11 protein-coding genes are annotated in these 15648 nt (G+C 60.6%); 9 read left to right on the forward strand and 2 right to left on the reverse strand.

The window, feature by feature from the left end:
* Nucleotides 1-117 precede the first annotated feature (117 nt).
* The 6 genes from Q1A63_RS23780 to Q1A63_RS23805 all read left to right on the forward strand — a co-directional run bounded on the left by Q1A63_RS23780 (nucleotide 118) and on the right by Q1A63_RS23805 (nucleotide 10002).
* Nucleotides 118-2520, forward strand: a complete 2403-nt coding sequence (locus tag Q1A63_RS23780) for a tetratricopeptide repeat protein (protein ID WP_298976270.1) — start codon at nucleotides 118-120, stop codon at nucleotides 2518-2520.
* 217 nt (nucleotides 2521-2737) lie between these two features.
* Entirely contained in the window at nucleotides 2738-3151 is a 414-nt protein-coding gene (locus Q1A63_RS23785) for a hypothetical protein (RefSeq protein ID WP_299632628.1), read from the forward strand.
* Nucleotides 3152-3463: 312 nt separating this feature from the next.
* Entirely contained in the window at nucleotides 3464-4072 is a 609-nt protein-coding gene (locus Q1A63_RS23790; protein ID WP_298976267.1) for a polysaccharide biosynthesis/export family protein, read from the forward strand.
* Nucleotides 4073-4083: 11 nt separating this feature from the next.
* Nucleotides 4084-5454, forward strand: a complete 1371-nt coding sequence (locus tag Q1A63_RS23795; RefSeq protein WP_298976265.1) for a hypothetical protein — start codon at nucleotides 4084-4086, stop codon at nucleotides 5452-5454.
* A 76-nt stretch (nucleotides 5455-5530) separates the two neighbouring features.
* Nucleotides 5531-6217 (forward strand): rhomboid family intramembrane serine protease, encoded by a 687-nt coding sequence (locus Q1A63_RS23800; RefSeq protein ID WP_298976263.1) that lies wholly within the window; start codon nucleotides 5531-5533, stop codon nucleotides 6215-6217.
* 626 nt (nucleotides 6218-6843) lie between these two features.
* Nucleotides 6844-10002, forward strand: a complete 3159-nt coding sequence (locus Q1A63_RS23805; protein WP_299632629.1) for a right-handed parallel beta-helix repeat-containing protein — start codon at nucleotides 6844-6846, stop codon at nucleotides 10000-10002.
* A 167-nt stretch (nucleotides 10003-10169) separates the two neighbouring features.
* On the opposite strand, the gene Q1A63_RS23810 is transcribed toward Q1A63_RS23805, so the two are convergent.
* Nucleotides 10170-11174, reverse strand: a complete 1005-nt coding sequence (locus Q1A63_RS23810) for a ParB N-terminal domain-containing protein (protein WP_298976376.1) — start codon at nucleotides 11172-11174, stop codon at nucleotides 10170-10172.
* Nucleotides 11175-11250: 76 nt separating this feature from the next.
* Complete coding sequence (locus tag Q1A63_RS23815) at nucleotides 11251-12633, reverse strand: AAA family ATPase (protein WP_298976374.1); 1383 nt, start codon at nucleotides 12631-12633, stop codon at nucleotides 11251-11253.
* Nucleotides 12634-13060: 427 nt separating this feature from the next.
* Here Q1A63_RS23815 and Q1A63_RS23820 point away from each other — a divergent pair, with 427 nt between their 5' ends.
* From Q1A63_RS23820 to Q1A63_RS23830, 3 genes are all read left to right on the forward strand, one after another.
* The gene (locus tag Q1A63_RS23820) at nucleotides 13061-14074 is read left to right on the forward strand and encodes a replication initiator protein A (RefSeq protein ID WP_298976370.1); all 1014 of its coding nucleotides are present in this window, start codon (nucleotides 13061-13063) and stop codon (nucleotides 14072-14074) included.
* A gap of 236 nt (nucleotides 14075-14310) precedes the next feature.
* The gene (locus tag Q1A63_RS23825) at nucleotides 14311-14826 is read left to right on the forward strand and encodes a VPLPA-CTERM sorting domain-containing protein (protein ID WP_298976368.1); all 516 of its coding nucleotides are present in this window, start codon (nucleotides 14311-14313) and stop codon (nucleotides 14824-14826) included.
* A gap of 156 nt (nucleotides 14827-14982) precedes the next feature.
* Nucleotides 14983-15615 carry a sulfotransferase family protein gene (locus Q1A63_RS23830; protein WP_298976366.1) on the forward strand — a complete coding sequence of 211 codons (633 nt, stop codon included), beginning with the start codon at nucleotides 14983-14985 and terminating at the stop codon, nucleotides 15613-15615.
* Nucleotides 15616-15648 lie beyond the last annotated feature (33 nt).

A 15648-nucleotide genomic window follows, 5' to 3' on the forward strand; every position in this document is an offset into this window, starting at 1 on the left:
ATGTTATGAATACTGGCACCAGAGGCCTTTTGCCTGCTAGACAGGCTCAGTTTATTGTAAAATGAAGGTATCCACCCCGTGTTGCTCAAGAAATTTACCCTTTCTATGACCCTCTGCATGGCGCTGATCGCCTGCGAATCGGATGCGGAACGTGCCGAAGGGCACTACCAGCGTGGCCTCGAACTGATGGCCGAAGGCGATGAAGCCCGCGCTCGGATCGAATTCCGCAATGCCCTTCAACAAGAAGCAACCCACATCGATGCACGGCTCGAACTGGCCCGTCTGAACTATGAGGACGGCAGCCTGCGGCCGGCGTTCCGGAACTACCTGCGGGTGGCGGAACAGGACCCCAACAACCTCGAAGCTCAGGTCAAGCTGGGTGAGATGGCCTTCATGATCAAGAACTGGGACGCGTTTGAGCGCCACACCGGTGAGGCGATCCGACTGGCCTCCGACGACGCCAATGTGCGGCTGCTGGATCTGGCCTCGCGCTACCGCGACGCGGCCCTGGCCGAAGACCGGGCCGCGCGCCAGAGCCTGCTGGCCGAAGCCGAGGCGCTGGAGGCGGAGTTCCCAGACAATGAAATCCTGCGGCAGATCCTGATCGACGGCTACACCGTCAGCGAACGCTATGACGCGGCCCTGGCGCAGATCGAGAAATCCATTCAGGCCACGCCGGAAGATGTGGACCTCTATTTCGCCAAGATCAGGCTCCTGGGCACATTGAACGATGAGGATGCGGTCGAGGACGAATTGCGCCGCATGGTGGCGACTTTCCCCGATGAAGACCGGCACCAGTCCAACCTGCTGCGCTTCCTGATCAGCCGCGACAAGGGTGATGAGGCCGAAAGCTTCCTGCGCGACCAGGCCGCCGCCGCCCCCGCGGGCGACACCAGCAGCTTTGTCACCCTGATCCAGTTCCTGCTGGCCACCGACAAACGCGCCGAGGCCGCCACCGAGCTGGAAAATGCCGTGGCCGCCAACCCCGATGCGCTGGATCTGCGCGCGCTCAACGCCTCGCTGAAATTCGACAACGGGCAACGCGACGTAGCCCTGGCCGAGATGCAGAGGATTGTCGACAACGCCCCCGAAGATGCCGACACCGAACAGATGGACACCATCAAGGTGACCCTGGCCACCATGCTGGCCACCAATGGCAATGAGGTGGGCGCCCGGCGGCTGGTCGAACAGATCCTGACCGATAACCCCTCTGTTGTCGGCGCGCTGAAAATGCAGGCCCGCTGGATGGTCGAGGATGACGACACCGAAGGTGCCATCAACGCCATGCGCGCCGCCCTGGCTGAAAGCCCCGAGGACTCGGAGGCCATGACCATCATGGCAGAGGCCTATCAGCGCACCGGCGACAAGGCCCTGATGCTCGACTTTTTGTCGCTGGCCAATGACGCCTCCGGCAATGCCCCCGAAGAGGCGCTGCGCTATGCCACCGCCCTGGCCGCCGAAGACCGGCTGACAGCAGCAGAAGCCACCCTGCTGGATTCGCTGCGCCTGCAGTCAGCCAATACCGAAGTCCTGACCCTTTTGGGAAATATCTATCTGGAACAAAAGGATAGCGGTCGTCTGCGGCAGGTGATCGACGCGCTGGAAGACATCGCGACACCCGAAGCGATGGCACAGGCCAGACGGCTCGAAGTGGCCCTGCTGGGCCGCGAAGACGGGGCTGATGCGGTGATGTCCTATCTCGAAGCGCTGGCTGCGTCGCCAGAGCAGGTCGGCGGCGCCGATATCGCGCTGATCCAGGCCCGGCTGCAGAACAACGAGCCCGAAGCCGCGCGCGATCTGGCGCAGGAGCTTGTGGCCAACAACCCTGACAATCTGTCCTACGCCTATTTCCTCGGCCTGACCGAAGCCGCCACCGGCGACATCAGCGGCGCCAAGGAAACCATGGCCGCCGTGGTGGCCGCAGCCCCGGGAGCCGATCTGGCCTGGCTGCAGCTGGCCAAGATGCAGATGATCGATGATGCCAGTGACGATGTGCTGAAAACGCTGAATGACGGCATCGCCGCCAACCCACAGTCGGGCAACCTGCTCTGGGCCAAGGCGTCCTATCTGCAGGAGCAGAGCGACATCGACGGCGCCATCGAGATCTATTCGCAGCTTTATGAGCAGAACTCAGCCTCGGTGATTGTCGCTAATAACCTCGCCAGCCTGCTGGCCACCTTCCGCTCCGACCCCGAAAGCCTGGAGCGCGCCACGCTGATTGCGCGGCGTCTGCAGGGCACCGAAGTGCCGGCGCTGATGGACACCTATGGCTGGATCCTGTTCCGCAATGGCGACACCGAAGGCGCGCTGGAGTATCTGGAACCCGCCGCGGCCGGTCTGCCCGAGGATGCCACCGTGCAATACCACCTCGGCCGGGTCTACAAGGAGCTGGGCCGCAAGGACGAAGCGCTGGCGCAGATGCGCAAGGCCATCGAACGGGTGGGACCGCTGGGCTCTGCCGAGCTTGTCGATGAAATCCGCGCAAAAATTGCCGAGCTGGAGGCCTCCAGCGACAATTAAGGCATTTCGACTATGTTCGCGGCCAACCAACAGGCAGGGCCGCGAAACACTCCGAGCATGAAAGCTCGGATGCTCCCCTGCGCGTCAGGTGTTTGACCCGTGCTATTCCAAATCCAGATGCCGCCAAGGGTCTCGAAAGAGCCCAGAGCTACCGATGCTGCACTTGGGACAAATGTCTGCTATCTCAGTGTCTTTACAAAGCGGCCGTGTTTGGGTGATGGAATTGAGCGTACCTGAAAATCATAAAGCATCTCATTTTGAGAGGTTCTTCCATTGGATAAAACTGCAGTTTACTCGGCATGAAGCCTGGACGCTTAAGGCGGCTCGAAGAGTACCTTTATTCGCCCTATTCGCATTCGGAACTCTATGGGTTTGGCTCTTCTTGCCAATGATCCCGTTTGGCATCTTGTCCGTCGTCCTGCTAGAGAAAGCGGGGGTTTTGGGGGCAATTGTAAACATGGTTCTAGGAATAGGAGCTTTGGCAATCATCGCCCCATGGTTCTTTCGTTGGTATTTCATCTGCACAGGTTTGATGCTTGGGCGCACCAAGATGGCGCAATCAAAAGAAGATGATGTTTCGGATCGACTTGAACGGCTCATGGGGCCCAAAGCTGTGTCAGAGAGTGCTTAAGGGTTTTGGCCTTCGCATCCTCAGATGCGAGGCGCGTTTTCGAAAGCCGACTTTGAAGTAGCGAATTGAACGACAGCTAAGTCCGCGCATTGCTGCCAGGGGGTCAGAAATGCAGGACATTCCGCACCAGGACCCGGCCTGGCCGGCGCTTTACCGCCCGCCTGCCCCTTTTGAGTGACCTTAGAAGCACAACCGCGCAACAGCTTGCCGCCAACTGCCTTGCTTGGGCTTTGCGCGGCGGGAAAATTGACGCAATAATGCGGCCAAGCAGGCATGACGTTTGGTCATGCGCCAAAATAACCGAGGCACGGTATGAAATATCTTATCTTCGCCCTGTGGGGCCTGATGCTGGCAGCAACATCCGCCAGCGCGCAAAACGTCTATCGTATTCAGCCCGGGGACACGCTCGCCATTGAAGTGCTTGAAGACACCTCGCTGAACCGCTCCTTGCTGGTTTTGCCCGATGGCACGGTCAACTTCCCCTTTGCCGGCACCGTACAGGCCGGCGGGCGCACCGCCGCCCAGGTGCAACAGAACATTGCCGCGGGCATTGCCCCCAATTTCGCCACCAGCCCGACGGTATTTGTCTCGGTGAATTCGGTCTCCATCCCCCGTGTGGGCGAGACCGCGGTCGGGCCTGACGCGATCAACGTCTATTTCATCGGCGAAGTGAACGGCGACGGCCTGCGCCCGATGGCCGCTGGCACCACCTTCCTGCAGGCGATTGCCCAAAGCGGCGGGTTTTCCCGTTTTGCCGCCACCAAACGCATCCAGCTGCGCCGCACCGATCCGGTGACCGGCACCCCCAGCATCATCACCATCAACTACCGCGCCCTGTCTGACGGGGCCGAATTCAACCGGAATATCATCCTGCAGGACGGGGATGTCATTCTGGTCCCAGAACGCAGGCTGTTCGAATAGGAACCAGACAGGTGGGGCGGAAATCATTGCAATCGGGTAAGGCGACGCTGGCCGCGGCGATCGTGATCGTCCCTGTCGCGCTCCCCCTGGTGGGGGCCGGTGGGCTGTTGCGGGCCGAGGAAGGGATCAGTGCCTCCTTCACCATCTCGGAACGCCTGGAAAACGTTCAGCGTCAGGGGTTTAGCAACAACGAGAACGAAGGGTTCCGCTCCGTCACGCGTCTGGGCTTTGGCCTGCTGTCGGAAAACCAGAACCAGGCCCTGTCGTTCAATACCGGGACCGACTTTGTCTACAACTTCAGCCGGTCCGAGACCGAGTTTGAAGACCCCGATCTGAACCTGAATTACGACCTGCAGACCCGCAATGCCGGGCTGAGCTTTGATGCCTCCTACGTACGCCGGGATGTCGAGGATTCGGTCTTTTTCGACGATCTGAGCAATGAATTCATCATCTCCGACGATGGCCGGCGGGAAATCTTCTCGTTGCGCAGCGCACTCAGCCTGAACCGGCAAGGGCCCGTCACCTTCGATCTGAACCACTTCTTTTCGGATTCCCGTTTTACCGGCACCACCGATCCCGATCTGCGCGACAGCACCACAAACGGGCTGACCGCCAGCAGTTCGTTCCGGCTGTCGCCTGTGGCCAGCCTCAATGCCACCGCCCGCTGGCGCGAGCAGGATCAGGACGGGGTCGGCGCCAATGACCGCACCCGCACCTCCTTCGATGTGGGCGGCACCTACGACATATCGGCGGTCACCACCCTCTCTGCCGGGATTTCCTATTTCAATAACGAATCCACCACCCGGACGGACAACAGCGGCCCCGGCTACCGCTTCGGCCTCTCCCATGACCGGCCCAACGGCACCTATGATTTCGACATTTCCAGCCGCGAGACGATCAACGGCAATGAAGTCGATGCCCGCGCCAACCGCAGCTACGACCTGCCCCGCGGCACCGCCTCCATCGGCTTCGGCCTGGCCAAGGTCGAAGGCTTCTCCATTGAGCCCCTGATCAGCGCCGGTCTCAACCTGGACATCAACAATGTCAGCCGGATCAGCCTCGATCTGTCACAGGCCTCCACCGTCGACAATGACGACAATGAAACCATCCGGACCCGGCTCTCTGTCAGCTACTCGCGCGAGCTCAACGAAATCTCTAGCATGAGCGCCAGCTTCCGCTTTGCCGATGAGAACGTGCTGGCCGATAATGACGAAGATACAACCTCCCTGCGCGCCAGCCTCAGCTATCGCCGGGCCGTGGGCGATGACTGGAGCCTGGTATCGGGCTATGAGTATTCCACGAACCAGCGGAACGATCGGGAAGACCGGAACTCGAACACCCTCTTTGTCAGCTTGGAAAAAGCCTTCAGTTTCAGACCTTGATCCCTATATGTGACCAAGGCCTGGCGCTCAAAGGACCCCCCTGCGCGGCGGAGGCAGGCAGAGCGAGCCCAACCCGATGACGACCCCCCAGCCGCCCCTCCCCTCTCCCCTCGCCACCGCCCTGCGGCAGCAATGGGCGATTGTGGTGGTGATCGTGATCTGCACCCTGATCGAGACCACGCTGAGCCTGGGCGACATTGGCCTGCTGCCCGTGGGGCGCGTGCGCCAGACGGTCTATGAATTCTTCGGCTTCTGGCCCGGGCTCCTGGGGCGCTGGACCCCGAACTACCCGCTGCAGCCCTATACGATGTTTGTCACCTACTCCTTTTTGCACAGCGGGCCGGTGCACCTCGCGGTCAATATGCTCACCCTCTACAGCCTGGGGCGCGTGGTGCTGGACCGGGTCGGCACCTTTGGCTTCGTCTTTCTCTATACCGCTGCGGTGCTGGGCGGCGCGCTGGGGTTCGGGCTGCTGGCCAAGACCACCAGCCCGATGGTGGGCGCCTCGGGCGGGCTCTTCGGGCTGGCGGGCGGCGTTCTGGCCTGGAATTACGTGGACCGGTTCAGCGCGGCGCGGCGGCTCTGGCCCGTCGGGCGCGCGGTCACCGGGCTGCTGGCGCTGAACCTGATCCTGTGGTGGCTGATGGATGGTTTGCTGGCCTGGCAGACCCATCTGGGCGGGTTTCTGGCCGGTTGGGTGGCCGCCCTGCTGGTCGATCCCCGCAGCATTGTGGCGGAAAATCAGGGCGATTCCCCCGACTGATTGTTGCCGGATGCGCGCCCTATTGCCCAGATCGGGCCTCACTGGCCGCATCCTGCAGACCATCTTTATGCCATAATGCGGGCTTGCCGGGGTTTTTTGCCCATCACACAGTCGTGAAACCCAATGCGGGAACCACCCGCAAGTGGCAAAAATAAAAATAGTTAACGCCTTAAACCATTATGGTTTCCGAACCCGAAACGATCGGTGCCATGATGTTTGCATGCTTTACCCAACGTCACGCCCCAAATGTTAATTTTCCTACCCCGGCGTCATCGGTGGAATCCTGCCTACTTATGAGTGAATTCCCGCCCCTCAGAGCCAGCTATGGTTGGATTTGAGGGGTTCTACCGATAGGCAATTTGAAAAAGCCAACGACAAGCATGAATTGGAAACAGGTCTTCAACCACATTCCTGCCATAAAATGAGCAGCCTTCAACCACAGCGTTTTCCACAATGCACCATAAAGCACGGTCATGGACCGTTAACCTATCGTTAATGTTACGGACGGAAGCAAACAATGACTTCAATTTTTACCGGTGCAATGGCCTACTGCGGCCATGAGAGAGTTAATGAGTCAGAGTTTATCATCTCAGCGAAAACCACGGTCCTTTCGGGGGACCATTAGAATGCTGGGCCTGTTGTTTGGGCTGCTCGGCAGCCTGTCGTTTGCCGGCATGGCCGGTGCCTCCAAGGATGCAGACGGAGAAGAGGTTCTCTCTGCTGACGCATCCCCAAACCCCGACGCGTCCCCCGCCCCTAAATCGGTACCAAACCCCGACGCCCTGGCCGCACCCGTCAATCCGGACGCGCCGGATCCTGATGCCGTTGCGGCCCCCGCGACGCCGGACACACCCGATCCCGACGCTGTCGCGGCCCCGGCAAATCCGGACGCGCCGGACCCGGTCGATGACGATGTCGTCGTTGTGGATCCGCCCGTACCGGCCCCCACACCGGTTGCAGCCCCCGCCCCCTCCCCTGATGATGTCGTTCCCACCCCGACACCCACCCCGACGCCCACGCCGACACCGGTTCAGACGCCCGGAACGCCGAATTCCGATGTCACCATCAGCACCGCGCTGTCTGACGATTTCACGGCCACGGTCATGCAGGGCCGTGTGGCAACGCTGGAACTGCCCGATGATGATGTCGCCTCGGTGCGGATGATCTCGGGCCCCGAGTACGGCAATGTCACGGTCAACCCCGACAATACCCTGGCCGTGGTCCTGACCGGCACCAAGAGCACCGATGATCTGTCGTTCGAGTTTGAGATCACCCATGACGATGGCAGCACCAGCGCCCATACCGCCAATCTGGACGTGACAGAGGGCCTGCAAAAGGCGGGCTGGGGTCTGGGCGATTTCTACATGCTGGAGACCGACGAAGACGACAACATCGTCGTGGAGCACGGTGAGAACCACCGCAAGGTCTATGTTTCCGGCGACGACGATGCCCTGACCCTTGCCGATATCGCCGCCCTTGAAGGCAAGGACGTTAGCAAGATCAACCAGAACTTCTTCCGCCACAACACCGAATACGGCGCCACCGAAGACATGGCGCTGGCCGAGGATGCGGCGGACCTTGCCTGGCGGGCCAACAGCGGCTGGAGCACGAAGAATTCGATAAAAGATCCGACATCCAACTGGCTGCTCTTTGAAAAAGGGTATGAATACAACGACATACGGATCATGACAGAGGGCGAATCCGAGCTGAACCCGACCTATATCGGCAGCTACGGCGAAGGCGACCGGCCCATCATCTACGACCGGTTGAGCTCCACCAAGGAAGGTGTGGATCACATCGTCATCCAGGGCCTCGACATCCGCGGTGGTGCGGCCATGCTCGTGGGCCAGGACGTGCTCTTTGATGACCTGCATTTCTCGGAAACCGAGGTCAACATCCAGGGCATCGACGGCTTCACCATGCGCAACTCGCAGATCATCGATGTGTGGAACGAAGACCCCCGCAAGGGCGACACTTGGTCGCCGCATGCGGACCGTGAAAGCGGCATCTACATGGCCCGCGTCGATGGCGCGCTCTTCGAGAACAACTTCTTTGACCACAACGGCTGGGAAGACGGCTACGACTACAATCTGGACGGGGATGCGCCGCAGCCGCCCAGCATGTTCAGCCACAATGTCTATTTCGCCTCTGCCAACCGCGATGTCACCTTCCGCGACAACATCGTCATGCGCGGCGCGGCAACGGGTGTGCAGATGCGCCCCGGCGGGGTCATCGAGGACAATGTGTTCCTTGACAACAACAGCGGCATCCTGCTGGCCGGTGGCGGCTATTCGGATGCGGGGAACTACTCGCTCTTCACCGACAACCTGATCACCTCCGGCGCGCATAAGACGACCTCCGAAGGCACCGGGGCCCGGACCCAGGGGGTGGTCAACAAGACCCAGCTGACAACGCTGATGGACAACATCGTGACCCATCTGGCGGATCCCAACGACCCCAACGGGCTGGACGGCAAGGGGCTCACCCAGAACCCGCTGCACCATCATGACAGCAAGGTGTTCTACGACGATACCATTGTCTACAACTGGGCGGGCAAGACAGATCATGCGCAGCGCTTCGAGCAGAACAATTCCAACATCGATGGGCTGAACACCGATATTCTGGATGAAACCACCATTCAGAACTTCACTGCCAACCTTTTGGGCAAGGACACGGCCACCATCGGCGATCTGGCGGATTACCTGCGCGGGCAAGCCGATGGCAGCCTGGATGATGTGGTCGATGCCGACCTGATTATCCAGTTCTTCCAGACCGGGTTCGGCCTGCAGACCGCCCTGCGCTCGGAGGCCGAAACCCTGCGGTTCATCCCCGATGAGCTGGGCGATGGCGTGCGCTGGGACAACCGGCTCAACTGGTCCACCGAGGACCTGCCCGGCACCCAGGACGGCGACAGCGTCGATCTGGCGGGCAACTGGGTCTATTACGGCGGCACCAACCGGATCGAGGATCTCGACTTCGGCGAGGGCGGCAAGCTCTTTGTCACCCATGGCTACCTTGAGATCGAAGGCGATCTGCGGGTGGGCGACGCCGGTGCGGATCTCAACATCGACCGTGCGGGCCAGTTCTGGACCGACGGCTATACAGATCAGGACCTGCTGAGCATCAATGCGGATGGCGGTCGCTTTGCCAATACCGGCCTCTTTACCGGCAATACCGAGCTGACAGTGACGGATAACGCCCAGGTCATTCTGGCCAGCGATGGTGCGGATTTCGTTCTGAACGACGACAGCCGCATCGAGATCGTCGGCGGCGACACCAAGGTCGGCTTTGACGGTGCGGAAAACGGCACCGGGGTGCTGCTGATGGCGGATGACGCCACGCTGAGCTTCACCGCCGAAGACGGCGAGATTGGCCAGATCCGCGAGTTCTACAGCGGTCATTTCTCGGACGGCAAAGGCATCCAGTCCGGGATCAACCTCGGGGATGCGACGCTTGATCTGGATGTCACGCATCTTGCGGGCGGCACGGAATCCACTTTGATCAGCGTGGATGAACTCATCGGGGCCTTTGGGGACATCAACATCACCGGACTTGGTGCCAAGCAGGATGCGAGCATCATCGTGGATTATGAAACCGATCAGGTTCTGCTCAACCTTGGCGAGGCCGGGGTCGGATCAGGATCGCAGCGCGTCTACACCAAGGGCGATGCCAATGATGCGCAGGCCAATGACGATCTCTGGGATGCCCTGACAAACGGGCATGGCATCTACCCCGAGGATCTGCCGGCGGATATTCCGGATGATCCGGATATGATCGACGTCTGATCTCTTTTCGCACGCGAAAGGTTTTCCGCTAAACGCCTGATAACGCGCGATATATTGCGCCTCACAGCGGAAACCGCAGACCTGAATAAAAAACGCCCCTCCATTTCGAGAGGGGCGTTTTTCTTTGTTATCAGCATGTTGGCCGATTTCTTTTCGCGTGCGAAACCTCAGCGCTGCGCCAGCCAGGCCTCCAGATCGCGGCGCAGGTCCTCCGTGACCCCCTGCCCCGTGAGCACCAGCCGCCCTTTGCGCGCCTCCAACTGGACGCCGGGCACCACCTCCGGCGTGGCGGATCTGGCCGGGGTCTTGCGCAGCGCCCGCTCCAGCGCCGCACGCTCGGCCTCGGCACTCTCCGGAGGGGTCTTGCGCAGTGCCCCCTTCAGACGCGCTGCAAAGCCGCTCTCCGCCTCTGTGGCGGCCACCAGCGCCAGCCCCAGTCGTTCCGGGATCGCCGTGGGGAACCGCAGCACATCGCCAAGCGCCTCATGCAGCCGCACGAAAGAGCCGATCTTGGAGCGTTTGGCCGGGGCAGCATTGGCAAAAAGTGTCTGGATCGCGCGGGCGGGCGTCGGGTAAACCCCCAGCCGCACCGCCTCGCAGGCCAGATGCGCGCGCTCGTAGAAGGACAGGTTGGTGCGGATCTCGTTTTCCTCGACCATCGCCACATAACCGTCGGACACCGTGTCGATGGGTTTGATCAGCGCCTCGATGATTGCAAAGCGCGGATCATTGGTCTCCTCCAGCAACGCCCGCAGCGCATGCAGCCGCCGCCAGCCCGAGATCAGCCCGTAGGACCCCTGCCCCAGCTCCACCACCTCAATCGGCGTCTGTTGGCCACGGGCCGCGAGGCTGGCCTTCAGGCTCGCCATCTCCTGCGGGTCGCTGACCATGCGGTCGCGCACCATGTGGCGTTCGGAAATCGCCTCCAGCGGCAGCGATTGCACCAGACGGCCCTGCGTGCGGGCTTCGCGCATCTCATCGGCCAGCGCATCGAGTGCGGATTGCGCCGCGGCATCGCCAGCCACCTGGGCAATGGGCGCGCGCGACACCGGCTTGGGGGCGACGCCCATGGGGTAGCTGGGAAAAGCTGATTTGGTCTCTAATGCGGGCGTAACAGTCTCTGTGGGGGCTGTCAGACCGGGCGCGGGGGTCAGTCTTTTGCGTTTGGCCATGGGGTGTCCTTTGCGAGTGCAGCGGCCGGTATCGCCGCCATCGGGTCAGAATTTTGCAAACGAGGCGCGCGCACCATCATTCCGCCGCCTGTGCTGCGGCCTGTTCATCACGCCGCCAGATGCCCAGCAGCAGCGTCTTGAAGGCGGCATAGGTCTCATCGAAGGTCGCGCGCCCCCGCACGTAGGTCTCCCGGTTGAAATCGCGGTAGTCGGCCTCGTAGATGCCATTCACGCTTTCGCCCGCCTGTCCGATCAGCGCGGTGAAATCCTGCCGGTAAGGCGAGATGGTCCGCCCGAGATAAGCCTGGATGAGACCGGCCATTTCGGCCTGCTGCGCGCCGTCATAGCGGGTGATGACCGCGCGCACCGCATCCCACTCAAAGGCCATCTCTGGCCGCCCCAGGGCGCGTGCAGCGGTGTTTTCGCTGCTCTCGATCGACTGGAAGGTGGAATGCAGCATGTCAAAGAACCGCCCGGTGCTGTCGAACTCCAGAAACGATGCGCCCAGAGGCACCAGCAGGATGTCCGCCGCCGAGAGCCCGTTGATCGTGAGGTACCCCAGGGCAGGGGGCGTATCGAGGAACACCAGATCGTAATCATCCAGCACCCCGTCGGCGGCCAGAATGTCCCCCAGGGCGTCCCAGAGCTTCCAGCCGCGGCTCTGCATGCGCCAAACGGGGATCTGGAACTCCGACCAATAAAGATTGAGCTGCGCGCCAATGAGATCGATGTTGGGCCAGTGGGTATTCTGGATCACATCCGCGGTTTTCACCCCCATCGCCTCCGAGAGCGTGTCATCAAGGGGCAGGGGGGCCTCACCGCGGTCGAGACGGCGCTGATTGTCCGCCTGCAGGGTCTGCCCGTAATGCCGCGCCAGCAGCGGAAAGACGGTGGCCCATTCATCGGCCACCTGCCCGCCAAAGATCGAGGTCATCGAGCCCTGGCTGTCCAGATCCACCATCAGCACCCGGTAGCCATCCAGCGCCGCTGACATCGCCAGATGCGCGCAAGTCGAGGTCTTGCCGACCCCGCCCTTGAAATTCGCCACCGCCACGATTTTCGCAGGCTGCCCCTTGGGGCGGTAGGGGATATAGTCCTTGGCCTTGGAGCCTTCCGCCCCGAAATGTGCGCGCAGCCGCAGCACCTCTTCGAGCGTGAACCATTTCGCCCCGCCCTCAGTCTCGGAGCGGCCCTGCGGCAGATCGGGGTTCTGACGCAGCACCCGGCGGAAATGGGCGGGGGCCACGGGGATCAGATATTTGGTGATCTCCCAGGTTGAAAACCGCCGCAGCTGCTTGCGCCCGGTATCGTCCATGCCGCGCCCGGCGAGATCGGAGCGCCCCTGCTGACAGGCCTGCGCGATCTGGGCAAACCCACTGGTATCGGTGGGGGCATCCAGCTGCGCAAAAGCCGCATCCGGAGAGATGTTGAAATAAGGGGGCGGGAGATCACTGCTCATGAGATGCCTCGCATATGTTATATGTTTTCATGAAAGTACCATGAAAGCTGTCACATGCAAAGGAAATCGATACACCCTTCTTCTTTTCTCAGTAAAAACAAGGGCTCTGCAGGGCGGATCAGCTATTTTGACAGGATCCTTTGATCTTTTTTTGTTATGTATGGGTTATTTAAGAGTTACGGGACAAGCCTTGTCTTTGCTGGGCCATAAAAACAACGGGGTTGCGCGGGTTTTTGCAAAGGGGGGTGACTCTGATCCCCCGATAAAGTGACTCCGATCCATCGTTCAGATGACTCCGATCCCCCGATGCCCGCTCTGGACGCAGCGCCTGTGGATAACTAGGGTGGGTGTCAATGAAACGACGAATCCCGAAAATGGGATCGCGGGGCGCAAAACGCGCCATTGAGCAGAAGAGCAGGACAGTCGGATGAGCAGGACGGCAGGGCAGGGGGCGCTCCCCCAGCAGACACGTGATTTTTTTGTCTGCGACTTTTTCGGGGTCAGTCCGAAACATGATCTGGCCAGCATGGAACATCCCATCTTTTCGCTCTCTACCCGGCCCGACCGGCGGATCCTGAACTACACCCACAATGACGCGGAGATCACCGTGACCCCCAGCGTGAAGGGGCGCGCGACAATCTTCGATGCGGACATCCTGATCTTCTGCATCAGCCAGCTGATGGCGGCGATCAATGCGGGCAAGCCCACCTCGCGCACGCTGACGCTGACGGCGCATGATCTGCTGCAGGCCACGGGGCGCGAAACCTCCGGGGACAGCTACCGGCGTTTGCGCGATGCCTTCGAGCGGCTGGCCGGCACCCGCATCACCACCAACATCGCCACCGGGCCCAAGGGCGACCCGACGCTGGTGACGACCGGCTTTGGCCTGATCGAAAGCTGGGAGATCGTGCGCAAGACCCGGGCGGGGCGCATGGTCAGCGTTACGGTGCGCCTGTCGGAATGGCTGTATAACGCAGTGCTGTCGAAATCGGTGCTGACGCTCAACCGCGCCTATTTCAGTCTGCGCAAACCGCTGGAGCGGCGGCTTTACGAGCTGGCGCGCAAACATTGCGGCAAACAGCCCGAATGGCGGGTCTCGGTTGAAACGCTGCTGAAGAAATCCGGCTCCACCAGCCCGCGCCGGGTGTTCCGCGCCATGCTGCGGGAGATCATCCGCGCCGACACGCTGCCCGATTACCTGCTGGTGGAAGAGCCGGGCGATGTCATCTCGGTCACGCCGCGCGCAGAGGTGATCGAGCCGGGCAGTGACCCCATCCTGCCGCCCGAAGCGCTGGAGGCCGCCCGCGCCCTGAGGCCTGGGGCGGATGTCTACGCGCTGGAGGCGGAATGGCGCGCACACTGGCGCCGGACCGGAGCGAAACGGCTGCGGACACCGCAGAAAGTGTTTCTGGAATGGGTATCCAACCTGGAGTTGAAATAGTCCCTTGACAGATGATTCTGCGAATCTGCTGTGATGGGAAAGATTGTTTTCATAAAGGGGACAAAAGCGTTTTTAGACCGGTTCTGTCGGTCTGACCGCCGGATATTCAACTTTAAATTGTGGGGTATCCCAAGTATTTTAATAAATCTGAGCGGAAATCCGCAAAAAGGCTGGCCAAATTAGGCAGGAATATGGTTTATTAACGTGAGATTAACTTCGTAATGAGGATTCTGAATATGAATATCAAAACAATTTTGGCAGCCGGCGTCCTTGCCGTGTCTTTGCCATTCGCAGCTTCAGCTGCAACGGTATCGGGCGATTTCTCCGATGTCGGAACAAACGTGATCGGTGGTACCGGCGTCGTGGGTTCCTCAAACATCGCGGATCTGGACACTGGTCCGATGTCCGTTTCTTTTGATTTTGAAGTCAACCCAGCACGTTCCGTTGAAGGCATCGGTACTGTGCGCCGGTCGACAACTGTCGAAAATCTGGTCATCACATTCAACGGCGTTGTTGTGGCAACTGACGGTGGTTCGCCCACAGCAGAGTTCCACTTCGGTCCAGCGAATTTCCAGCCAGGTGAAATCTTCACTCTGACCTTCTCATGGACAGCTGCTGCAGCAACAGACAACATCGACTTCGACGTTGAGTTGGCTCCTGTGCCGGTTCCAGCAGCAGGCCTGCTGCTCGCCAGCGTCATGGGTGGCGGTGCATTCGTTGCACGCCGTCGTAAGAAAAAAGCAGACGCCTAAACTCTTCAGGCGACTGTAACTGACAAAGAAAAGGGCTGCTCTTCGGGCAGCCCTTTTTCATTGCGGGGTTCCCACGCCACGGCCCTTGTTTCCCGCAGGCAAATCCTTCAGACAAACGCTGTTGCCCCGTCCCAACCGCGTAGGAATGTAGCGCCCGTGATTTCGCATCAGCACAAGGTGATTTTTGTCCATATCCCCAAGACCGGCGGGCAAAGTGTCGAACATATGTTTCTGGACGATCTGGGGCTGAGCTGGGAAGACCGCGCGCCCTTGCTGCTGCGCCCCAATCAGGACCCGAAGGTGGGGCCACGCCGGATGGCGCATCTCTATGCCGATGAATACGTCAGCAAGGGGCATGTGACGCAGGAGCAATTCGACAGCTACCTCAAGTTCGCCGTGGTGCGGAACCCTTACGACCGGATCATCTCCGAATATCTCTACCGCTTTCAGAAGACGCCGTTCTGGAAAACCCCCAGTGCGGCGCGGTTCCTCAAGCGCACCTACCCGGATGATTTCTCCGATACCGCGCGGCACATGATGCCCCAGACCCGCTATGTGATGGACGCTGACGGCAAGCTGCTGGTCGATCACATCCTGCGGTTCGAAGAGATGGGCGAGGCGATGGCGGACCTGTCAGAGCAGATCTTCGGTGAACGCCGCAGTCTGCCGCATCGCAACAAGACCAAGGTGGACAACAAGGCGAAAAAGGCCAAGCTGCGCAAGACGTTACAGCCAAAGATCGCGCAGATGTACCAAGAGGATTTCGAGGTTTTCGACTACCCGGTCTGACACGTCAGAGCAGGGTGGTCTCCGCTCTGCGGA

Origin of the sequence: uncultured Roseobacter sp. (assembly GCF_947499265.1) — a bacterium.
GTDB lineage: Bacteria > Pseudomonadota > Alphaproteobacteria > Rhodobacterales > Rhodobacteraceae > Roseobacter.

Bases quoted from the DNA above. Each gene is read 5' to 3' on its own strand.
- Q1A63_RS23815 (WP_298976374.1), bottom strand. From the start codon at position 12,633: ATGAGCAGTGATCTCCCGCCCCCTTATTTCAACATCTCTCCGGATGCG.
- Q1A63_RS23810 (WP_298976376.1), bottom strand. From the start codon at position 11,174: ATGGCCAAACGCAAAAGACTGACCCCCGCGCCCGGTCTGACAGCCCCC.
- Q1A63_RS23800 (WP_298976263.1), top strand. From the start codon at position 5,531: ATGACGACCCCCCAGCCGCCCCTCCCCTCTCCCCTCGCCACCGCCCTG.
- Q1A63_RS23825 (WP_298976368.1), top strand. From the start codon at position 14,311: ATGAATATCAAAACAATTTTGGCAGCCGGCGTCCTTGCCGTGTCTTTG.
- Q1A63_RS23780 (WP_298976270.1), top strand. From the start codon at position 118: ATGGCGCTGATCGCCTGCGAATCGGATGCGGAACGTGCCGAAGGGCAC.
- Q1A63_RS23820 (WP_298976370.1), top strand. From the start codon at position 13,061: ATGAGCAGGACGGCAGGGCAGGGGGCGCTCCCCCAGCAGACACGTGAT.
- Q1A63_RS23785 (WP_299632628.1), top strand. From the start codon at position 2,738: ATGGAATTGAGCGTACCTGAAAATCATAAAGCATCTCATTTTGAGAGG.
- Q1A63_RS23790 (WP_298976267.1), top strand. From the start codon at position 3,464: ATGAAATATCTTATCTTCGCCCTGTGGGGCCTGATGCTGGCAGCAACA.
- Q1A63_RS23805 (WP_299632629.1), top strand. From the start codon at position 6,844: ATGCTGGGCCTGTTGTTTGGGCTGCTCGGCAGCCTGTCGTTTGCCGGC.